The organism is Fontibacillus forbon (assembly GCF_046559655.1).
Taxonomy (GTDB): Bacteria; Bacillota; Bacilli; order Paenibacillales; family Paenibacillaceae; genus Fontibacillus.
Map to the genome: position 1 here is coordinate 248711 of NZ_JBKGFV010000001.1, position 21638 is coordinate 270348.

Below are 21638 nucleotides of genomic sequence, written 5' to 3' on the forward strand. Positions count from 1 at the left end.
ATAAAAAGAAGCTTGGGAAATCTCTCGCCAGTTTATGCCGAGAACCGGTCAAAAAATGTACTTTTTATCTTGGTTGTTCGTTTAATTGTTCTCCCTGCGGAGATCGGAAGGAGAAGCACCTTGGAGCTCCCGGTATACCCGGTTAAAGGTCCGGATACTGCCGAAGCCGCATTCCAGCGCGATTTCCGTAATGCTTGCATCGCTGTCCGCCAATTTTCTCATCGCATTGAGCACGCGGATGCTGTTGAGATATGTTTTAAAGTTCATGCCGATTGCTTTCTTAAAGGTACGACAAAAATAGGACGGTTCCATCCCGAATTGTCCGCACATGACATCGACGGAAAGATCGTCCTGGTAATGTTCTTCGATGAACGACAGGATTTGCTGGATTCTTGCCCGTTTGGAGGCGATCCGTGCTTGCGATCCGCGCTCTGTGGCATGAACAGGCAGATGACGTTGAAGCAGTCCGCACAGCTCCAGCAAGCACGCTTGGATGAACAGGCGGTGCCCCGTCTTGGCGTCGCTTTTTTCCTGTAAAATCCGGTTAAGCAGAGATTTGATCGGTTGAAGCTCCGGAAGTTCTCCGGTAATAAAGGGAGATTCGAAGGCGAAGTCGCCTGGCCAGCTTACCGCTTTTCCGATCAACTCAGGGTGGAAAATGACGATGATCATCTCGGAGGAACGGTCTCGGCTGTCAAAATAATGGATGTCATTACTACAGAAAATGGCCATGTCGCCTTGCTGAAGCAGGCGTTTGTCTTCATTAACGCCAACGAAGATGCTGCCCGATTCCACATAGATAAATTCGACTTCGGCATGAAAATGAGGATAAAATGTGAGGTCTTTACTATGATGGACGACCATGGGCAAATCCTGATCCAGTTTCCAGTTTTGATAGAAGGATTTCATGGAGCCGCTCCCTTGCTGCTAGTTTTTCTCACATCATAGCGGGAAGTGCAATTTTTGTCTAATATCAGACATAAATAGCACGGAAATGAAAGCGTAATTGTTGATTAATAGGGTAGGAAGCAGGAATATTTTGCTATATAGTAGTAAGAACATTGTTTGGGAAGGGGAGAGAATGTCTTGAGCTTAATAGAGACCAGGGGATTGCAGAAAGTGTTCCGCCAAGCTGTAAAAGATCCCGGTTTGGCCGGTGCGGTAAAGCATTTATTTACCCAGCGTCACAGGGACAAATATGCGGTGGAAGGCATCGACTTGAAAATCGAAGAAGGGGAGACCGTAGCTTATGTCGGGCCTAACGGAGCCGGAAAATCGACGACGATAAAAATGCTGAGCGGCGTACTGGTACCTTCCGGCGGCGAGTTGCTTGTGGACGGACTGGTTCCTTACAAACACAGAATGGAGAACGCGCAGCGGATCGGCGCCGTATTCGGCCAACGGACGCAGCTGTGGTGGGACATCCCGGTCCGGGAATCGCTCAGCCTGTTAAGGGATATTTATCAGGTGCCTGCGGATACATTCAAAAGAAACATGGATACCTTTACGGAACTCCTGGGAATGGAGTCGTTCCTGCATCTCTCCGCACGCAAGCTGTCGCTCGGCCAACGGATGCGGGCCGATCTGGCCGCAGCGCTGCTGCACGATCCGAAGATCGTCTACCTCGACGAGCCGACGATCGGGCTCGACGTTGCGGTCAAGCACCGGATCCGCGATTTCATCAAGGAGATGAACCGGTCGAAAGGAACGACGATGCTGCTGACCACGCACGATCTCGGAGATATCGAGGATTTGTGCGAACGGCTTGTCATCATCGACCAGGGCCGGATCATTTACGACGGCAAGCTGCAGGAAGTGAAGGATACGTTCGCCAGGGAAAGAACGATACATACGCAATTAAGCACGCCGATTCCGGGAGCGGAAGAGTTGTTCCGCGATTTGCCGGACGTTAGCGTTGAACGGCCCGGTAATGCCGGAGATGATAACGGGGCCGCAGAGACAACAGGCACTACAGGCACTGTAGGTGACCAACTGACGCTGTCGATCCGGTTTGACCGCTTCCGCTGCACGGCCAGCGAAATCGTCAAGCGGCTGATGAGCCGCGGGGAAGTCGTTGATTTTCGCATAGATGAGCCCAGCATCGAGCAGATCATCCGCCGCGTTTATGACGGGCAGCTGGATTCTGCCGCACTGTCAGCAGCGGGGAAAGGGAGGGCTTGAAGCGATGGCCGGATCCTTTAAGAAATATTTCTCTCTGGCGCTTTGCTCCATGCAAAATACGCTTGCGTACCGGCTCTCTTTTATTTTGAATTTTATCGCCAATTTTATCGGACTGATCGCCATGTATTGTTTGTGGCAGGCCATATACGCCGGGCAGGATCAGCTCTCGCTCTCCGGGTTTACGTGGAGCCAGATGCAGGCCTACTTGCTGGTGACGTTTTTCGTCAACTCCATGCTGTCGTATTATTCGGAATCTAGCATTACGAGCAAAATCATAGACGGCAGCGTTATGATGGACTTGCTCCGTCCCATCCAGTTCCAAAAAGCCAGGCTCGCGGAAACGCTGGGCTCTTGTGTACTGGAAGGGCTGCTGAGCTGCATTCTGATCGGACTTGCGGCCATATTCACGTTCGGCATTTCCCTGCCGCATGATGCCGGAACCTTGCTGCTGTTCGCGTTTAGCATGGTTTCCTCGATTCTGGTCAAATTTTGCATCGTCTATTTGTCGGCCCTGCTCTGCTTCTGGACCACCAGCAGCTTCGGCATTTACTGGGCAAGGACTTCCATTACCAACCTGCTGTCCGGGGCTCTCGTGCCATTGGCGTTTTTTCCGGGCTGGCTGCAGTCGGTGGCGATGATGCTGCCGTTCCAGGGCATCGTGAACACGCCGGTTACGATCGGCCTCGGCATAACGACGGGAACCGCTGTGCTGAAACTGATCGCCATTCAATGGGCATGGATCATCCTGCTATGGCTGCTCGGAAAATGGATGTGGTCCCGGGCCGTCCGGCAGATCACGATTCACGGAGGATAACGTCATGGAAATGAAAATGAGGGCAAAAAACTCGCCGCGGCGAATTTTGTATTTATATTGGCGGTTATACAGCCAGCAGCTGAAAGCGATGATGGAATATTCCGCCGACTTTTACATCATGATCGGCGCCGCCGCGTTGACGCAAATTACCGGTTTTTTGTTTTTGTGGGTGGTGTTCTCCCGTATTCCGGACATTCAGGGCTGGGGATTATGGGAGGTGGCCTTTATGTATGCGGCGATCTATGTATCGGAGGGCGTCGGCTCCTTATTTTTCGAAGGGACATGGCGGATGTTGCGGCTGGTCAACATGGGGGAACTGGACCGTTACCTCGTGCGTCCGGTTCCGATTGTACTGCAAATCTTCTGCACGGGCATCGGCATGAACGGGCTTGGTAATATTTTGATCGGCGGAAGCATTATTGTGATGGCTTTGTCCCATATCGATATCGCCTGGAGCCTGAAGACCGTCCTGTTGGCCATCTTGTTGTTAGTCTCTGCCATGACGATTCGGGTTGCTATTAATTTGGCGGCCAACTGCTCCGCCTTCTGGATCCGCAGCAGCGGGAACGCTTTTCCGATCATGATTCACAACTTAGGAGAGTTCGCCAAATACCCGATCACGATCTTCTCGTTGGGTATGCAGCTGTTTATCTCCATTATCGTGCCGTTCGCGTTCGTCAGCTTTTTCCCGGCGGCCGCCCTGTTCGGCAAAGAGCCATGGAGCTATTGGGGCTGGTTCAGCCCCCTTGTAGCCATTCTTTTTGTCGGATTAGCCCTGCTCATTCTGCGCATCGGTCTGCGTCGGTATGAGAGCGCGGGAAACTGAATTTAAAATAAGTAATTTGTTTTATGTTCTATCCATGTTATTATGTAAATAACCTAACACAAGATAACAATTATATAGATGGGTGAACAAATTTATCTTCAAGTAGGCGGATAATATGAAAAGAGTAACGATTCAGGAAATCGCCGATTTTTCCGGGGTTTCTAAGTTTGCCGTTTCACGTGCGCTCTCGGGAAAGTCAGGAGTCAGTGCCCAGACGCGGGAGATGATTCTGAAAGCCGCAGGACAACTCGGATATTTCAAGGATGCCGGAAAACCGCCGGCGCTCCTTAGTCCTCCAACCTACACGGAAGGGGAGGCCAGCCCCGGCGCTATCCTAGTCTTGTTTCCCAATGTCCGTTACCAGGATATAAATTCGTTGTATTGGGGCCCTGTTTTTAACGGAATTTCCGCTCGTTTGAATCAGAGAGGGGCGGATATTCTTACGCTTACGGAGCCTTCTGGCGAGTCCGTGTTTTCCTTGCTCAATCCAAATGCGATTAGCGGTATTGTAACGATCGGGGCCGTATCGACTCGGATTTTGCTAGATATCAAAAAGCTGGAGATCCCCGTTGTCATGGTAGATCATCAGGATCAGGCTTTTCAGGCGGATGCGGTATTTACGGATAATTTCCATTGCATGAGGGAAATGATGATCAAACTGGTTAGCAAAGGCTATAAGAACTTCCAGTTTGTCGGACATATCGGGTATGCTCAAAGCTTCTATGAACGCTGGTTGGGATTCAGGTCGGTGCTGGAGGATTACAAGCTGAAACAGGCGCAGATTCCGGAGTTGATCGGTCCGGAAATCGCCGATATTCATGAAGCCGTGCCTAAGGTTGTGGCGATTCATGAATTGCCCGAGGTGTTTGTTTGCACGAATGACACGACGGCCCAGTTTGTTATGGAAGCCCTTCTAAAGCTGGGGATTCATGTTCCCGGCCAGGTCAAAATTACCGGATTTGATAACACCGATGAATCGCTGCCCCTTCTCGCTACCATAGATGTTAACAAGGCGCTTCTCGGGATGCGGGCCGTAGACAAGCTTTTGTGGCGAATGGCCAATCCCCATTCCAACTTCGAGAAGTTGTTGATTCAGGGAGAGGTTATTCTGGGAGACGGCAGCGTCGTATCGAATAAAGAACAAGAGATTTAAGAAGGTTGTTTTATAGTAAGAGAGCTTTGGTGATACGACGTCGCCGGGGCTCTCTTTTTTATGTAAAGGTACAAGTTAATGTAACGGTGCGCTTGTTATCATAATTAATTTTTGGCCAAAATGGTTTGTTGACTGAGTAATGATTATGGCGTTATATTTATTATGTGAGTAATGACAAATGTAATAACAAAAATAACAAAAATGTAGTATAAGAATAAAATAATAACGACTCAGATTAGTCATTGAGCGTAATGAAAGGGGAGGTCCCATGCATACGATCCATACTATACCTTGTAATCCAAAAGCATCCGATGAAGTAAAAGCCGTACTGAACTATTTAAGCGAAATATCCGGAAAGGGCATTATTACAGGTCAGCACACGCAGACCATAGCCCAGGGAGAACTTCACTATATCCGCGAAGTGACGGGAAAATCGCCGGCGCTTCTCGGCTTCGAACTGCTCGGCTATTCGCCTAACATCAATTATGAAGACAGCGGCGAAGAGTGCCTGCTGGAAGTGGCAGAGAACAAGGATACGCTGCAAAAAGCTTGGGAATGGGCGGAAAAAGAAAACGGCTTGATTACCTTTACGTGGCATTGGTTCTCTCCGCTTGGCGGCAGGGACAAAAGCTTTTATGCCGAGCATACGGATTTCGACGCTACCAAAGCGATTATCGAAGGTACGGATGAATACAAGGCGTTTATTTCCGATATGGACTATATGGCAGAGATTCTGAAAGAGTTCCGGGACAAGCACATTCCGATTTTGTGGCGCCCTTTCCATGAATCGGAGGGGACCTGGTTCTGGTGGGGCAGCAAGGGACCGGAGGCGGCTAAACAGTTATACCGCATTATGTATGACCGGTATACGAATGTTCATGACCTGAACAATCTAATCTGGGTCTGGAATTCCCCGCTGGCCGAAGGATATGTCGGGGACGAGGTTGCCGACATTATCTCCCGGGATTTGTATCCCCCGGCCCATCAGCATACGGATTTGCGGCCGGAGTATGAGGAACTGATCGCAATCACCCCGACCCGCAAACTTGTTGCACTAGGTGAAATAGGGCCGATTCCGAGCGTTGCCCGGTTGGCGGAGTCCCGAATCCCTTGGCTGTGGTTCATGACCTGGTCCAATGATTTCGGGAGAACGGAACTTTTTACGACGAAAGAGGAACTTTATAACGCTTATAACAACGATTACGCAATCACGCTGGACAAATTGCCTAAGCTTTATTAGAAGACTATTATAAGTGCTACCATTCTTTTATTTTGATCTTATACGTGGTATATTGTGGATAGAAAAAACGTACAATACGCCAAGGAGCCGTGCGTCAACACAGCTCCAGGAGCAATAGCCGCTTTTAAGGGCGGCGGCTTCCAAACAGGCACTACCGATAGAAATAGGCCGCGATCCTGGTCAGGGGGCGGCCTATTTCTTTTTGAGGTAAGTTAATAACGCCAGAATGAACATGCCGAACATGAACATTAAGGAAGGGGCAACATGGAATTGAAAAAAGAGCTTGGTTTGCTGATGCTATTGAGTGCTGTTTTGCTGTCGGGATGTACTCCGGAGAATTCAGGAAAGTCGGTGCAAGAATCGGACGTGTCTCCTCTAAATAATCAGGTAACGATGCAACCTGAACAAGAGATTAGCCGGAAAACAACGGAGTCGGAGCAGAATAACAAAACTTGGTCATCCGAAGACGATAAGGTGAAAATTACGCCCGTTAAGTTAGATAAGTATGGAACGGCAGAAGTTGTATCCGTGGAAATCAATGGAGTGAAGAAAGAGTATAACTGGAGTATGGCGGAAGAACCGCGAATTTTCTATTGTGACGTAACCGGGGATAATAAACCGGAAGCAGTTATTATTTTGAATCTAGGAAGAGGTACTGACACAAGTATTGATGAGTTGCATGTGCTGAACAGTGAGGATCTGTCGGAAATAAAAGTACCCGATTATGAAGAGATTGTTGCAGATTACATTGAAACTAATGTTGCTAAAAATGCGGACGGAAACTTAACCATTCAAGTTAAAGTGCAAGGAAAAGATCATGAATTCAATTACGATGCGGATCCGGACGTAGAGGTAGATGAAAAACTTTTGTTCGGTGGTGTCGTAAATTATTCGTTCGAGAACCAAAAAATCATGGCGAGAATTTCCGGGAGCATAGCGCCGACGGGGGCTCCTATCTACCTTTGCGATTTTCAAATTACGCATAAGTTCGATCGTTTGAAAAATGAAATTATTGTGGATCAAATTCAATTTGAATCTTTTTGAAAAAAGCTGCAATCACTATCTAAGTTCCTTTGGTGCTGCCGCGAATCAAAAAAAGCCCGCCCATAGCCGATCTTGAGCGGTCTTTTTTATGGGTTTCCAGTTAGGCCTGTCACGCCTTCAAAGCGTCATGGCGACGTATACCGTCCGTACTTAATGTCCAGTTCTTCGAAGTTCCCACCGTCTTCCAGCAGAAAAAAGGAATTAATGCCTTCCGCTCCCCACCACGACAACCCCAGCAGGAGACCTTGCTCCGTTTCGGCGGCCAGCAGGAGAGAGAACATATCCGGCGACACTTCGCCGCCATCATCCACGCGCCAGACGGAAATATCGTCATTGGCTATGGCAGGATAATCCCGAAATAAGAAGTCTACTCCGTTAAACAGGACGATGCTGAAAAGCCGGTCCTTATCCTTGTTTTCAAAGCGTACAAGATAAAGTTTGCGTTCGGAGCCACCGATGTCGGCAAGCGTCCAGATTTGTGCCACATCGCGGTCTCTCATGAGGGAGATGTTTTCCATGAGTGTTTCCTCATCTTCTAGTTCTGCATCGGTCACCGTCTCCGTCTGCATTGGAGAAGTGAGCTTAAGCAATGCTTCGAGGTCAAAGTCCTGTTCATTCACCACATAGTAGGTCTCGTTGGGAGTAGCCTTTCCGTCTATTACCTCGAAAATATAACCTTCCAGGTTGGCGAAATTGTTGGCGGTGTCCCGGCCGTTGCTTTGCTCAGTGCCTTTTTGCCATTTCACAAATCGTACGTCGTACGTCTTTCCTCCTTCCCCGATCATGTTGCCGTATTCCGATAGGGACGATTCCAGTCCGGATTTCTGTCCGGTTACGATAATTTGGCTGCCATTCGGATTAGCGAACCCGAATAAGTTACTTAGCTTATTAGGGTCCACGATATGCTTTCCCCCTTCGAGGTGATTGCCAGGTGTTTTAGCCGGAGCGCTCGTACTTGCATCCGTATTCAAGTTTGTATTTTCTTTCGAAGTTGTATTAGTATTCGCTTCTGCGCCAGTGCCGTTATTCCCTTGTTGCGTTTCTATGAGAGGCATCGCTTCCTCTTCCTTCTGAGTTCCCGAGTCGTCTTCTTTACCGGAACAGCCTATAATCAGCGTCGTCAGCAGGGATGTCAGCATAACCGTAATAATCCATTTTTTCATATACAGGTTATCTCCTCTCCGATCTATATAGATTAAACGCTGCGCGAAAGGAGTTCATCACTAAATTGTTTCCGGACATTCAAATGTGTATTTTTTCACAAATAATGAAAAGAATAGATACTATCAATCGCGAAAAGAGGAACAGGCATGATCAATGTAACGAAACTGCTCACCGGTTTGGACGGAGAAGGCGATCATTTGCGGTATTCGCTTCCGGCGGGGACGAGGCCGATCGGGACAACGGCTGAAAAGGGCCCTGTCGTCGTCTGGAATGCCACGCGCGCCTGTAATCTGAGCTGCCGCCATTGCTATGCCGATGCTTGCCCCTCCAAGGAAGAGGGGGAACTGAGCACGACGGAAGCGATGGATTTCATCAATGATCTGGTCGCTTACCGCGTGCCCGTGCTGCTGTTCTCCGGCGGGGAACCGCTGATGCGCAGAGATCTGCCTGAACTGATCGCTTATGCTTCAAGCAAAGGGCTGCGTCCGGTATTGTCGACCAACGGCACCTTGATTACGAGCGGAAAGGCCAGGCAGCTTAAAGAGGCTGGAGTCAAATACGCGGGGATCAGCCTCGACGGGCTGGAGGGCAAGCATGACCGGTTTCGGGGGCGCGGAGGCTCGTTCGGGCGGGCGCTTAGCGGCATACGTAACTGTCAGAACGCCGGTTTGAAGGTCGGTCTGCGGTTTACGATCAGCAGCAATACTTATGACGATTTGGACGGAATTCTTGAATTGATCGAGGAAGAAAATATTACGCGCGCCTGTTTTTATCATCTGGTCTATTCCGGGCGGGGCAGTGCGCTCAGGAAAGAGGATGTCTCCCGCGAGCAATCCCGGCAGGCGGTGGAGAAAATCATCGCCAAGACGCTGGAGCTTCATCGGAAAGGCAAGGCCGTCGAGCTGCTTACGGTGGACAACCATGCGGACGGCGTATATTTGTACCAGTGGATGAAAGAGCGCGATCCCGAACGCGCCGCCACGCTGCTTGAGCTGCTGCGCCGCAACGGCGGAAACCGCTCCGGCCTGGCGATCGGCTGCGTCGACTGGCAAGGGCGAGTGTATCCCGACCAATTCATGCGGGACGTCGAAATCGGCAATATCCGGGAGCGAAAATTCAGCGACCTTTGGAGCGAAGCATCTCATCCGGTTCTGGCAGGCTTAAGGGACAGAACATCGCTGCTGAAGGGACGCTGCAAGAGTTGCGGTTGGCTCGATATTTGCAACGGAAATTTCCGCGCCCGTGCATCATCGGTCAGAGGCGATTACTGGGATGCCGATCCGGCCTGTTATTTAAGCGACCGGGAAATCCGGATGGTATAGGAAGTCAAAAAGGAGGCCCGGGAATGCTTATATCCTGGAATGTGACTAAAAGATGCAATCTGTATTGCGAGCACTGTTACCGCGATTCGGGTCCGGAGGCTTCCCTCGACGGTCAGCTCACGACGGAGGAAGGACGTCGCCTTATCGATCAGATCAAGGAGGCCGGATTCCGGCTCCTGATTTTCAGCGGCGGCGAACCGCTGATCCGGGGCGACCTGACGGAACTGGTCGCCTATGCGGCCTCGATCGGGCTGAAGCCGGCGATCGGCAGCAACGGCACGCTGCTGACCGCCGCTAAAGCCCGGGAGTTGAAGGATGCCGGACTTGGAGGCATCGCCATCAGCATCGACAGTGCCGATCCCGCGTCCCATAACCGGTTCAGGAATGCGGCCGACGGATGGGAAAAGGCGGTGGAAGGAATTCGGCATGCGCAGGCCGCCGGATTAAAGGTCCAGATCAACATGACGCTGAAAGAAGACAATGTGGACGACTTTGAACAGGTGGCACAACTGGCGGAGGAATTGAACGTAGCGTCGCTGCATCCCTTTTTTCTCGTTCCGACGGGTCGCGCCGTTCACATTGAAGAAGAAGCGCTCAAACATGAACGTTATTATATCGTGCTCCGAAAGGTGCTGCTGAAACAGCAGGGAACTCGAATCGAGATCAAGCCGACATGCGCTCCGCAATTCATGCCGCTTGCCAAAAACATGAATATGGAGATGCGCTATACCAGGGGCTGCCTAGCCGGTGTTGCTTACTGCTCTATACTGCCGGACGGGGACGTGCACATTTGCCCGTATCTGCCGGTGAAAGTGGGGAATGTCCGCGAAACGCCCTTTGCCGACATTTGGCGGGACAATCCCGTCTTTCAAGATTTGCGGAATTTCAAAAAGTATGAAGGCGCCTGCGGCTCCTGCCCCGATGTCCGGACTTGCGGGGGCTGCCGGGCCCGGTCATTTTATTATAGCGGCGGCAATTTTCTGGCCGAAGAACCGTGGTGTCACAAAAGACCGCCCGCACAGAAAGTTATGGAGGGATAAGCCGTGGAGCTGGATGCAAAAGACAGGGCATTGCTAAACCGGCTGCAGGAAGGGCTTCCGCTCGTAAAGCTGCCTTGGGATCAAATCGCCGGCGATCTGGACATGCCGGTCCCAGAGGTGCTGCAAAGAACGGGAAGGCTAAAGGAGGATGGAATGATCCGCAGGGTGGGGGGGATTTTTAATCCGGCAAAGCTTGGATTTTCGGGAAGATTGTACGCGATGGAAGTCAATGAAGATCTTTTCTATGATGTCGCCGCGGTAGTGAACAGCTTCAAGGGTGTTACTCATAATTATCGCCGCCGCAGCCGGTTAAATATGTGGTTTACGTTATCGGCGCAGACGGAGGAAGAACGGGCAGGCATCCTGGAGTCGATCCGGGAGGCTGCAGGTCAGGCTAAAATATATGAATTCCCGGCGGAGCAGATGTATAAGCTGAAGGTGTTTTTAAATATGGAAGAACAGCAAAGAGTAAGCGAGGGAGATTATGGACGATATTGATTTGCTGCTTGTCCGCGAGCTGCAAGGGGAGCTTCCGTTTTCGCCGGATCCTTATGGGGATATTGGTCGCAGAACGGGATGTACGGTCGATGAGGTGCTGCTGCGGCTGCAAAAAATGAGGGAGACCGGAGCGCTCAAACGGGTCGGGGCCATCCTGAAACACCGGAACATCGGGTTTTCCGCGAACGGCCTGTTCGTTGGCCTCCTCCCGGAGGAGCATGTCGATGAAGCCGGCCAAAGGCTGGCCGGAGTCCATGAGGTCAGCCATTGTTACCGGCGGACGCCGTACCCGGAGTGGCCTTACAACCTGTACGCGATGATTCACGGCAAGTCGGAGGAACATGTACTCCGAATCGTCGACCATTTTGTCAGGAATGAAGCCATTGAAATTTACGATACCTTGTTCAGTACCGAGGAGTTGAAGAAGACCAGTTTTTCGCTTTGACGCTTCCTGCCGGTATCCAAATGCAAAAAAAGCCGGAAGGATTCCGATGTACGGAAATTTTCCGGCTTTTACTTCATGGGTCCTTCTTAGGCCTGCTCAACTCATTTAGATCATGAAGCACCAGCGGACGCCAAATTTATCGACAAATTGAACCATACACGGACTGAAGAACACCGGCCCGATCGGCGTAATCGTCGTGCTTTCCCCGTTCATGATCGCATACGCCTCTTTTAGAACTTCTTCGGTTTCGAAAATAGCAACCAATTCCATGACCGAATCGGATGAACAAGGAGCCGTACCGCCGAAGTCGCTAAGCATTACTCTTTGGCCAAGAATATGCATTTCTGCGTGAACAACGAATTTTTCAGGCTCTTTTTCCGGATCGAGCATCATTGAATCCGTATCGGTATTAAAGGCTTTCTTATACAGCTCGATGGCGTCGCAACAATCCCCGTTCAAATACAATTGTGGAACTAACATGGCGATTCTCCTTCTAACCGATTGAAGTTTTTTAAGAGCAGCATATACTCCAATGCCTTGATCCCTTTCCACCAATTTTCGCTGACCGCGAATTCTTTTTCATAAGCTCCCCAGCTCCAAGAGATATCCCAAACTCCATCTTCATTCCTGCCGTCGACCATAAAGCTTAAATCCGCGTCCATATCCTTTTCATTATCTGTCAAAAATAGACTTCCTGGTGAGGCAATGTATGTTGATGGTCTGCGGCAATATTGCTTCCACATCGAAGGGTCCCTGACTATAAAGCGATCAGCCTGACTTTTTAGAGCGGTTTTCAATGCGGAGATATCGCCTAAATCCCTTGGTCCGCCTTCTTCCAAGCAAGTGAGCAGAAGATGGAAACCCTCAATTTCGCCTTCCCTATGTAATGATCTATAAGGCTCACCATCAGCCGTTGTTCCATGCAGATAACAGTCTATGGCTGTTTTTGCTATTTGGGCTGCTTTTTCATATAAACTGCTGTCTTGATCGGCGAAGCGGAGAATAAATCCCGCAAGAATCGCCGTCGGCGTATAACCCCACCTGGTTTCCAAATCATTGCCGGAGTAAGTCCACCATGGGGCATGCGGGTAATCGTTGTTGGAGGGGATAACAGCAGGCCAAGATTTCCCCGTAAAGTGCGGCGTATGCTCCGAGTAGCGCAAAATGCCTTCGATAATCGGGTGGCTGCTATCGCGAAAGTTAATTTCTTCCAAGATGCAAATTGCCATTGAAGTTGAATACGGAGACGAATTTGGATTCCATGAATCCGGTTCCAGTTCATTTCCAAATCCGCCATCCTCATTTTGATAGACTTCCAGAGCGCTTAGGACATCCTCTTTATTGCCTTGTTCAAAATGATACTTCCACCTTGCCAATTCCAGCGGTCTTGCGTTACGGAACATCCAGTTTCTTGCTTGCATCCATGAATCCGGCGTAAGCTTAGTCAATATGATCACCTCATACCTACTGTAATGAAATGATTCTTGGCCGTATTGTAAAAATGCGACATAAAATCAGGACAACGCATAGGCTCTTGCATCCGCTGGCGTCATGGTATGATATTTTTTAAAATCATGAAGCAAGTGGGACTGATCTGCATATCCGTATTTGTAAACGGCGTCTTGGATACTAAAGTCACGGTCTTTTAAAATATCCTGCCAAAGATGTTGATAGCGGATGAGCCCCGATATCTTCTTGGGAGATAGCCCGGTGTACTCCTTGAAGAGCCGCTCAAGCTGTCTTTGACTTACGGCTGTATAACCGGTCAGTTCCGCAATATCGGCGGTGCCTCTTGTTTCAAGCAGCTTATAGACCGCGTTCATCACATTGTTGTTCCGTCGGTTCATATTCAGCTTGTTCAGCAAATATTGTTCCGCGAATGCGACCCTGTCTTGAATAAGATGATGATCGGTCAGGATCCTCTGAAAATCGCGCCTGATGTTATGAAAATAGGATTCGCTTTCCGCAAAAGCGTTCAGAGCCTGGTGCATGGATTCGTCGGAAAATAGCGGCACCGCCCAAAAGTAAAATCGGATGGCAAAGGTGGAGGGAGCACCTGTGGATTCCGCAAGGACAAAGGCCGCATCATTGATGCCGGAGAAGATGTCCGTCAGTCGACCCGTATTTATGTCGATATCAAAAATAAGATCCATGCACGTGTCCGGAATGACGAGTCCCTGTTGGTTGTCCGGTGAAGGCATGTTTGTATAGGGCCTTGACGTACCCCAAAAACAGTGGATATAAGGCTTAAGTTCCTTGCAGGGCTCAATTTCAACATGAGTCGAATTTTTCGGAGGTTGAGCCGTGATCGGACGATATATGTCACTTAGCGAGAACATATAAAACTCCTCATTTGGTTCTTTTGTAACGATAATATTGTTTAAATTTATGAAATACAAGTATAATATTCCTAGTACTTCTCGCAGATTGGATGAAAAATCGAAAGATTAACGAGTACGTAAGGAGACATCATGGGAAATTATCGGATTTGTGATTTTTGCGGCAACTTATATGAAAGATCGGGTAACCGAATGTGTCAAAGCTGCGAAACGGTCTATCAGAAAATACGCGGCATCGTCGAAGCCCGCCCGGATACGATTGTATGGGACATTTCCAACCAAACCGGGGTCAGCGTAAGCCGAATTCTGTCCTTTGTGAAAAACGGTTATTTTGTCATGAGGGAAGGAACTATAGAGGTTAAATAAGTAAATTACATCATGGAGCAAATCCGGACTTGTCTTTATAATTATTGGACAAAGTCTCGGATTTATTTTTTTGGATCGCAAAATGATAGTCTTAAGGAGGTTTGGACAGCCAGATGAGAAAACCGTTCATCGGATTCCTTCTATTGATTTGCATGACCTTTTGGCTCGGCGGATGCTTCAATTCAGGGGACTCTTCAAGCGAATTGGCTGTTGTAGTGAAAGAGATGGATGCGCAAAATCCGGAGTTTTCGTTCGGAAACGGCGAGGAAGCTTATAAAATGGGGTATAACAAAAAAGATATGCCCGTATTTGTCGATACCGATCAAGCTTTTAAGCAGTTTTGCAAAGACTATGAAGATGCGATTCTCGCGGTTAAGAAGCAGTTTGAACTTTCATCCATCAGCAAAAACAACTGGGAGCCTTATCTAACCTACGGCTGGCAGTTGATCACCGATGACGAGTCCCTTAGACGGAGGGCGTCCGAGATCTCCTCTTTCTTTGATTTTTACGAGAACAGTTTTGAGAGAAAATTTTAAGAAACGGTGCCGGAAAAGCCCCCGCCTTGTGAACAAGGCGGGGGCTTTTTGTCTTGACTTGAGCAGCCGAAGTGGAGCATACCGCGCAGTATTAAGACAGTTTGACCAGCCGCTCCGACATCTCCACCGTCCCGGTTAAGTTCTCTTTCAATGTCGCGAATTCGAACAGCTCTTCAATATGAAAGACGCCGTGCGGGTGGTCGGAAGCATACAGTGCCTTGGCGATGGCGGCAGCCGTTTTGGCAGTAGCATCCGCTTCGTGTAATCCATGCAAGAAGCATTCAGCGGTCATGATCTTTCCTTGCTTTTTGCCGATGGCGTCGACTTTGACGGCAAAGATCGGCTCCCCGGGTTTAAACGAAGCGAACATATTCAACGCGAAATCCCGCACCCGTTTCAGGTTCAACATACGAAGCACTCCCGTTGCTCTTAAGGCGGACACCATACGGGTGGCCAGTCTGGAATCGAAACAAAGCCGCGTCGAGACAGTCGGCACCTGAAGCGTACGAGGCAAGATATGCTGATCGGCAAAATTGAAGCGATAAGCGGTTCTTCTGCCGAGGCCGTTGCCGAAGTCGGTTTTACGCCCTTCCCTGAAGCTGGTCGCCTTTACCGGCACTCCCTGCTTCAAAACCTCAAAATTGTAATTCATTTGATCGATAGTCCACTCTATGGCCGCTTTGCCGTGGGAATCTCCCAGACCAAGCATGACGGAAATGTTGATTTCCTCCGTAGCGTCCAATAGCCGCTTTGCCCGCAGGGCCATTAAATTACTTAATCCCGGCACGAGACCGACGCTGAGCACAGCCGTTGCGCGGTTTAATTTCGCGGACGAGCGGAGTAACTCCACCCGGGACAAAAAGCCGTAATCGGCAGAAATGTCGACATAATGGATTCCTTGAGACAGACAGGCATGAACGAAGGCGGTATTTTGCTGATCCAGGCACATCACTACCAGTTTTATGCGGACCAGCACATCGGGATCGGGTTCTTTGCGGATATCGATCTCCATCGGCAGAACGCTTCTGTTGCTTTCCCGGCTGAATGCCTCAGCCTTATCCATGCTCCTTCCCGCCGCATACACTTTTCCCGGATATAACCGGGCGAGCTCGCGGCTGATCTTTTTGCCGACATGGCCGTATCCGCCGATTACCAAGATGGAATCACGCATGGTTGTTTTCTTCCTCTCTGTGTTTACTTGTATAAGTCTTATGTTTAGTTGCTAAACTAAAACGGTAAAAAAATTACTCTCTCAAAATGTCGCTTAATTTTGCGACGCATTTTTCAAAAATGTCGATCTCTTCTTCCGTGAATGAGGCACGGAGCTGGTCATAGAAAGCCAGATGCATCTTGGCATGGGCACGATAAGCGTCTATTCCGGAATCGGTAAGACTGACAAGGATGCCTCTAGAAATATGAGGATGCGGGGAGCGCTTGGCGAGTGCTTTAGCTTCCAGACGGTCCACGATTTGCGTAACCGCCCCTTTCGTAATGGCGAGCCGAGCGGCAAGCTCTTTCATCAGGACGCCGCCGTCCTCTCCGATCGCATCGATCGTATGAATTTCGCTAGGCGTTAATGCCGCTTCGGTGCCGTAAAACTTGGGCGAACTCTCAAGTTTGCGAAGCTGCAGAATGAGCTGGCCTAAACGAAGGCTGCCTGTATTTGGTTGGGATGATCCCGGCATGGGTGTTATAGGGTTATTTTTCATATCCCAAGTTTAGTAACTAAACATATGGTTTGTCAAGTCAAGTTTTTTGCTCTCTGCATCACAACCCGGAAATCGGATAATACAGATCGCACTCGCAGTATTGCTTGCTGCACTTCTCGTAATTGACTAGTTCAAACCGGAAGTTTTCTTTCAGATCGAATTGGACCGTAGGCATCCAAATCTCGGTAACATGCTCCCAAATGATACGCAGCGATTCGGAGGTGATTTCCTCCGGGCGATGAGGGCCCATATAAGTAAATACCCCGTATTTATGGGGGCCGATATGCCTGACTTTCATTTCGGGAGGAACGATGCTGTTGAGGCCGATTTGCGTGGAAGGCTGATAGAACGTATAGCTTTTAGAGTCGCTAGGAATGGTCGTGAAGCCGATATAAATATCTTTTTTGACGGGATTAATGATTTTGGGACGGCTGTTGTAGAAATAATCGACGCCAAGCTTGTTGGCGGTCTGATGCTTGAGGTTGTCTTCCACGCCTACGGCATGTTCGATGCCGGCGATCGAGAAGGAGGGCAATATGGTGATGGAGCGGAAGAAAATAAGCCCTTTGCCGGCCCGATTCAGAAAATCCGGATTAAACCGATCCAAGATGTTCAGCGGACCCGGATTCCGGCGCCATCTTGCCGGGCTGATACAGTATTCTTCCTTGAAGATCCGGCTGTAAGTCCGTTCAGAACCGAAGGAGTATTTGGACGAGATGAATTCGATGGTGTTGCGCTCGTTTAACAAATCGGCCAGCGATTCCGCGATCCGCCTTCTCCGGACATACTCCATGAGGCCAGTAGAAGTGGCCCCTTTCCAAATGCGCAGCAAGTGAAACTTGGACAGGTTGACGCGGCCTGCGATGATATCCAGATTCAGTTCCTCAAGCAGATGGTCCTCAATAAAATCCGTAGTTTGGCTAATGGTCTCAAGTAGATGATGATCCACCGGTTTCTCCTTAACATAGCAATTTTTGTCGTATTTAAAATAAACCAATATAGTATGATCTTACCATGATTTGCCTCTCCGGAAATATCGGATCCGTCACCTGAGGCGGAAAAGGATGAGAAAGGGTGGTAAGGAAAATGAATGATGTAATGCAGGAACAATTGAAAGAGCGCTATATGGCGGCAACGTACAGTTTCATCGACAAGGTGAGGGACGATCCCAATGTGATAGCCGTCATTATCGGCGGAAGCTTGGCTTATGACGTGGTTTGGGAAAAAAGCGATATCGACATGACGCTGGTCATCCGGGATCAGGTTTTGAAGCATGATAATTACTGCATCGTGGAAGACGGCATCGTCATTAATGTTCATCTGATGTTGAGAAGTTCGTTCAGGAGAGGGCTGGAGCGAAATATCGGAGGTTCCTTCTCTCAATCCTACTTTTCCAAAGGGACAATGGTCTATTCCACGGATGATAGTTTAGTAGATTTCTTTGAAGATCTCAAGGAGATGGGCAGCGACGATATAGCCATTTCGGCGTTCCATATCGCGGGCTCCCTTGTGCATGTGTACGAAAAGGCGCAAAAATGGCTCAAGGCGCGAAGGGATCCGCTATATGCCCAATATTACTTGCTTAAGGCTGCCGAATCGATTGCGCATATGGAACTCTGTCTGCGCGGAGAGGCGATTTCGCGCGAGGCGATCCAGCAGGCTCTTCGCACGGCACCGGAGGTGCTCGCCCCTTTTTATCAGGATGCGATGTCCCGCAGATTAAGCCCCGAGGAAATCGCGGAATCGATACATCGGATCGACCGTTATCTGGAATCCCATCTGAATATCATTCAAAAGCCCCTCCTGGAATTCATGTCCGATCAAGAGATCAAAACGGTAACTCTCATCTCCAAACATTTTCAAGTTTATAGCGAATATATCGTCGGCACCTTGGACTATTTGGCGGAGAAAGGCGTCATCGAAAGGGTATCGCAAAGTATTCGCCTAACTCCGAAAAGCAAGCCGTCCGTCGAAGAAATCGGCTATCTGTACATTCCGTAACCGAGAGGAGAAATGAAGCATGTCCGTCCGAACAACGATCGAAATCTCCGGCGCGAAGCAGAACAATCTGAAGAACATTTCCACCGAAATTCCGCGGGATAAGCTGACGGTTATCACCGGGGTCTCCGGCTCCGGCAAATCGTCGCTCGCCTTTGACGTCATTTACGGAGAGGGGCAGCGGCGGTTTCTCGACTCCATCTCCACCTTCGCGAAGAGCCGGATCAGTCAATTAAAAAAGGCCAATGTCGACTATGTCCGGGGCTTGTCCCCCGTTGTTGCCATTGAGCAGAAAAAAGGGAATAACAACCCCCGCTCTACCGTCGGCACCGTTACGGATATCAATGATTATTTAAGGCTGTTATATGCGACCGCCGGAACCGGCGCCTGTCCCGATTGCGGGCATGCCTTGAAACAGCTCTCCGCGGCCCAGATCGCCGAGCATATCTCCAATCTGCCTCAAGGTGCGGTAGTCGAGCTGCGTGCCCCCGTGTATAAAACATATGGCGAAGACTACAGCTATACCTTCCATCAACTGCGGGAAAAAGGCTATAAGAACCTGCTCGTTGACGGCGAGCCTTTTTCATTGTCGGATAAACGCGAGCTGGATGAAACCGCCGAGTACCGGATCGAGGTAATCATCGACCGCTTCACGCTCAAGCAGGACACTTACATTCAACTGGCAAAAACCATCGAAGCGACCATGCTATCGCTGGACGAGGATATCATGATCAAAGTGGAGGTTGTGGGAGGTGTGGATCGCAGCTTCTATGCTTCCTACGGGTGCCCGGAGCATCATACTTTTCTTTGCGAAATGCAGCCGTTCCATTTCTCCTTCAATTCTCCCGCAAGCGCTTGTCATACCTGCCTGGGAGTAGGCCTGTCTTTTGTGGTGGAGCCCAGGTTTTTGGTGGTCGCTCCGGAGAGAAGCATCAACAAGGGGGCGCTTAAGAAAACGGTCTTCAACCCTGCGGGCAAGGACAGCTACCGGTCCGTCTTAATGTACAGCCTGTCGCAAAAGTATGGCTTTAGCCTGGATACCCCGTTTAACGAATTGCCCAAGCACATTCATGACATTTTATTTTACGGCACCAAAGGCGAGGTGCTTCCGATGCTGCAGCCGCCGAATTCGCAAAAAAAGAACTGGATCATCGGACGAGACCGGCCTTTCTGGGGCTTTGTCCATGAGATGGAGAGCTGGTATAAACACTATATCCGCAAGACGTCGACTTCAGAGGCTTTCGAACCGAACTTCATCAAGGAATGCATGATAGAGAAAATATGTCCGGAATGCCACGGGGCAAGATTGAAGAAGCAGCGGCTGCAGGTGACGGTAGGCGGTAAAAATATCGACCAGCTCAGCCGGATGCAGCTTCCGGAGCTGATGGATTTTCTGACATCCTTAACCTTTGAGGAAGAAATATGGGAAGTGGCAACCTCCATTCTCCGCGAGATCCAGGCGAGAACCACGCTGTTGATTGAAATCGGGCTTCATTATATCAGCCTGGGCCGCAGAAGCGACAGCATCTCGGGCGGCGAAATGCAGCGGATCAAGATGTCCACGCAGATCAGCAGCGAACTGATGGGGATGCTGTACGTGATGGACGAACCGAGCATTGGCCTTCATCCGCGGGATTCCAGCCGGGTCATCGAAACGATGAAGAAGCTCCGCGACAGCGGCAATACAGTAATCGTCGTCGAGCATGATCTGGATACGATCCGAAATGCCGATCATATTATCGAAATCGGGCCGGGGCCGGGGATTCACGGGGGGACGATCGTCGCTTCGGGAAGCATCGACGACATCGCGAAAGCCCCGGATTCTGCAACAGGGCGATATCTGTCCGGCAAAGCCGAAATTCCGGTACCCAAGCGACGCCGGGATTTGGGGGATACTTTTTTGTCCGTACAGGGCGCTCGCGAAAACAATTTGAAAAACGTGGATCTGGACATCCCTCTGGGCGTATTCATTTGCATCACCGGAGTGTCGGGATCTGGGAAAAGCTCGCTGATCAACGAGATCCTGTATAAGCAGTTGAAGGTATTGAAGACGGGGGCGCGGATCGTGGCCGGGGAGCACGATTTCCTGTTCGGCGCGGATCTGGTGAACCATGTGATCAACATTGATCAGGCCCCGATCGGGAGAAACAGCAAATCCAATCCGGCGACCTATATCGGCATTTACGATAAAATCCGCGATTTGTTCGCCATGCAGCCGGAGGCGGTCAAACTGGGATACCAGCCGATCGACTTCAGCCTGACCCATGCGGGCGGTACGAGATGCGAGCATTGCGCGGGCGACGGGATCATCGTGACGAGCCTGCAGTTCATGGCGGATATCGAAACCATTTGTCCGGTATGCAAAGGGATGCGCTTTTCCAAAGAAGGCCTCGAAATCAAGGTCCAGGGGAAAAGCATTGCCGACGTGCTTGAAATGACGGTGGAGGAAGCTGCGGAATTTTTTAAGGACAACAAATATTTGCGACATAAACTCAACATTATGAATGAGCTGGGACTCGGGTACATGTGTCTCGGTCAAAGCTCAACGACGCTGTCCGGCGGCGAGGCGCAGCGGGTGAAGCTGGCTTACGAGCTATCCAAAATCAAAAGAGGTGCCCACAACCTGTACATTCTGGATGAACCGACGACGGGACTACATCTCTCGGACATTCAGAAGCTGCTCTTCTCTTTAAACAAGCTGGTGGATCAGGGACATTCCGTCATCGTCATCGAACATCATCTGGATGTGATGAAGTCCGCCGACTATATCATTGATATGGGACCGGAAGGAGGACATCAAGGGGGGACCGTCGTGGCCGAAGGAACCCCGGAACAGATCGCCGGAATTGAGGAATCCCATACGGGACGGTATCTCCGCACTGTGCTTAAACCGCAGGAAATGAGCAAATAGAAGGTGGAAGCATCCATGTATACTAAACCCCGCTTTCGTCAGGCCAACTGCG

The 21638-nt window shown here is 49.8% G+C and carries 22 protein-coding genes and 1 pseudogene; 14 read left to right on the plus strand and 9 right to left on the minus strand.

Annotation, left to right across the window (positions count from 1 at the left end; translation table 11 throughout):
• Positions 1 to 81: 81 nt before the first annotated feature.
• Complete coding sequence (locus ACLB09_RS01030; RefSeq protein WP_410767894.1) at positions 82 to 909, minus strand: AraC family transcriptional regulator; 828 nt, start codon at positions 907 to 909, stop codon at positions 82 to 84.
• Between the two features lie 177 nt (positions 910 to 1086).
• Between ACLB09_RS01030 and ACLB09_RS01035 the strand changes: the two genes are divergently transcribed.
• The 5 genes from ACLB09_RS01035 (at position 1087) to ACLB09_RS01055 (ending at position 6214) form a co-directional block, all read left to right on the plus strand.
• Positions 1087 to 2181 carry an ABC transporter ATP-binding protein gene (locus tag ACLB09_RS01035; RefSeq protein ID WP_410767896.1) on the plus strand — a complete coding sequence of 365 codons (1095 nt, stop codon included), beginning with the start codon at positions 1087 to 1089 and terminating at the stop codon, positions 2179 to 2181.
• A 4-nt stretch (positions 2182 to 2185) separates the two neighbouring features.
• On the plus strand, positions 2186 to 2995 hold the full coding sequence (locus tag ACLB09_RS01040; protein ID WP_410767897.1) for an ABC transporter permease: 810 nt from the start codon (positions 2186 to 2188) through the stop codon (positions 2993 to 2995).
• A gap of 4 nt (positions 2996 to 2999) precedes the next feature.
• A complete protein-coding gene (locus tag ACLB09_RS01045; protein ID WP_410767898.1) occupies positions 3000 to 3821 on the plus strand; it encodes an ABC transporter permease in 822 nt (273 codons plus the stop codon).
• 115 nt (positions 3822 to 3936) lie between these two features.
• Positions 3937 to 4974: a LacI family DNA-binding transcriptional regulator gene (locus tag ACLB09_RS01050; RefSeq protein WP_410767900.1), complete on the plus strand. Its 1038-nt coding sequence runs from the start codon at positions 3937 to 3939 to the stop codon at positions 4972 to 4974.
• A gap of 268 nt (positions 4975 to 5242) precedes the next feature.
• Positions 5243 to 6214, plus strand: coding sequence for a glycosyl hydrolase (locus tag ACLB09_RS01055; RefSeq protein ID WP_410767901.1), 972 nt, complete (start codon positions 5243 to 5245; stop codon positions 6212 to 6214).
• A 192-nt stretch (positions 6215 to 6406) separates the two neighbouring features.
• Here the strand turns inward: ACLB09_RS01055 and ACLB09_RS01060 are convergent.
• A pseudogene (locus tag ACLB09_RS01060) lies at positions 6407 to 6469 on the minus strand (putative holin-like toxin); the annotation flags it as partial.
• Between the two features lie 9 nt (positions 6470 to 6478).
• Here ACLB09_RS01060 and ACLB09_RS01065 point away from each other — a divergent pair.
• On the plus strand, positions 6479 to 7258 hold the full coding sequence (locus ACLB09_RS01065; RefSeq protein WP_410767902.1) for a hypothetical protein: 780 nt from the start codon (positions 6479 to 6481) through the stop codon (positions 7256 to 7258).
• A 125-nt stretch (positions 7259 to 7383) separates the two neighbouring features.
• On the opposite strand, the gene ACLB09_RS01070 is transcribed toward ACLB09_RS01065, so the two are convergent.
• Positions 7384 to 8421 (minus strand): hypothetical protein, encoded by a 1038-nt coding sequence (locus tag ACLB09_RS01070; protein ID WP_410767903.1) that lies wholly within the window; start codon positions 8419 to 8421, stop codon positions 7384 to 7386.
• A gap of 147 nt (positions 8422 to 8568) precedes the next feature.
• On the opposite strand from ACLB09_RS01070, the gene ACLB09_RS01075 reads away from it, so the two are divergent.
• Genes ACLB09_RS01075 through ahbB form a run of 4 tightly spaced genes read left to right on the plus strand, consistent with a single transcriptional unit; the run spans position 8569 to position 11727 of the window.
• Positions 8569 to 9744 (plus strand): radical SAM protein, encoded by a 1176-nt coding sequence (locus ACLB09_RS01075; protein WP_410767904.1) that lies wholly within the window; start codon positions 8569 to 8571, stop codon positions 9742 to 9744.
• Positions 9745 to 9767: 23 nt separating this feature from the next.
• Complete coding sequence (locus tag ACLB09_RS01080) at positions 9768 to 10784, plus strand: radical SAM protein (RefSeq protein ID WP_410767905.1); 1017 nt, start codon at positions 9768 to 9770, stop codon at positions 10782 to 10784.
• Positions 10785 to 10787: 3 nt separating this feature from the next.
• Positions 10788 to 11282, plus strand: coding sequence for a siroheme decarboxylase subunit alpha (ahbA, locus tag ACLB09_RS01085; RefSeq protein ID WP_410767907.1), 495 nt, complete (start codon positions 10788 to 10790; stop codon positions 11280 to 11282).
• Complete coding sequence (ahbB, locus tag ACLB09_RS01090) at positions 11269 to 11727, plus strand: siroheme decarboxylase subunit beta (protein WP_410767908.1); 459 nt, start codon at positions 11269 to 11271, stop codon at positions 11725 to 11727. The genes ahbA and ahbB overlap by 14 nt, the downstream gene beginning before the upstream one ends.
• Before the next feature lie 105 nt (positions 11728 to 11832).
• Here the strand turns inward: ahbB and ACLB09_RS01095 are convergent, their stop codons facing one another.
• The 3 genes from ACLB09_RS01095 to ACLB09_RS01105 form a co-directional block, all read right to left on the minus strand.
• Positions 11833 to 12207 carry a VOC family protein gene (locus tag ACLB09_RS01095; RefSeq protein WP_410767909.1) on the minus strand — a complete coding sequence of 125 codons (375 nt, stop codon included), beginning with the start codon at positions 12205 to 12207 and terminating at the stop codon, positions 11833 to 11835.
• Complete coding sequence (locus ACLB09_RS01100; protein ID WP_410767910.1) at positions 12201 to 13175, minus strand: hypothetical protein; 975 nt, start codon at positions 13173 to 13175, stop codon at positions 12201 to 12203. Before ACLB09_RS01100 ends, ACLB09_RS01095 begins: the two co-directional genes overlap by 7 nt.
• Before the next feature lie 66 nt (positions 13176 to 13241).
• Entirely contained in the window at positions 13242 to 14066 is an 825-nt protein-coding gene (locus ACLB09_RS01105; RefSeq protein WP_410767911.1) for a helix-turn-helix domain-containing protein, read from the minus strand.
• A gap of 132 nt (positions 14067 to 14198) precedes the next feature.
• Here ACLB09_RS01105 and ACLB09_RS01110 point away from each other — a divergent pair, with 132 nt between their 5' ends.
• The gene (locus ACLB09_RS01110; protein WP_410767912.1) at positions 14199 to 14432 is read left to right on the plus strand and encodes a hypothetical protein; all 234 of its coding nucleotides are present in this window, start codon (positions 14199 to 14201) and stop codon (positions 14430 to 14432) included.
• A 113-nt stretch (positions 14433 to 14545) separates the two neighbouring features.
• The gene (locus tag ACLB09_RS01115) at positions 14546 to 14968 is read left to right on the plus strand and encodes a hypothetical protein (protein WP_410767913.1); all 423 of its coding nucleotides are present in this window, start codon (positions 14546 to 14548) and stop codon (positions 14966 to 14968) included.
• Between the two features lie 91 nt (positions 14969 to 15059).
• Here the strand turns inward: ACLB09_RS01115 and ACLB09_RS01120 are convergent, their stop codons facing one another.
• The 3 genes from ACLB09_RS01120 to ACLB09_RS01130 form a co-directional block, all read right to left on the minus strand.
• Positions 15060 to 16139, minus strand: a complete 1080-nt coding sequence (locus tag ACLB09_RS01120; protein ID WP_410767914.1) for a saccharopine dehydrogenase family protein — start codon at positions 16137 to 16139, stop codon at positions 15060 to 15062.
• Between the two features lie 73 nt (positions 16140 to 16212).
• Complete coding sequence (locus tag ACLB09_RS01125; RefSeq protein ID WP_410767915.1) at positions 16213 to 16677, minus strand: MarR family winged helix-turn-helix transcriptional regulator; 465 nt, start codon at positions 16675 to 16677, stop codon at positions 16213 to 16215.
• A gap of 58 nt (positions 16678 to 16735) precedes the next feature.
• A complete protein-coding gene (locus tag ACLB09_RS01130) occupies positions 16736 to 17626 on the minus strand; it encodes a helix-turn-helix domain-containing protein (protein ID WP_410767916.1) in 891 nt (296 codons plus the stop codon).
• Between the two features lie 137 nt (positions 17627 to 17763).
• Here ACLB09_RS01130 and ACLB09_RS01135 point away from each other — a divergent pair, with 137 nt between their 5' ends.
• Both ACLB09_RS01135 and uvrA read left to right on the plus strand, forming a co-directional pair.
• Positions 17764 to 18678, plus strand: a complete 915-nt coding sequence (locus ACLB09_RS01135) for a nucleotidyltransferase (RefSeq protein ID WP_410767917.1) — start codon at positions 17764 to 17766, stop codon at positions 18676 to 18678.
• Positions 18679 to 18697: 19 nt separating this feature from the next.
• Positions 18698 to 21586: an excinuclease ABC subunit UvrA gene (uvrA, locus tag ACLB09_RS01140; RefSeq protein ID WP_410767918.1), complete on the plus strand. Its 2889-nt coding sequence runs from the start codon at positions 18698 to 18700 to the stop codon at positions 21584 to 21586.
• The last annotated feature ends 52 nt before the right edge of the window (positions 21587 to 21638 follow it).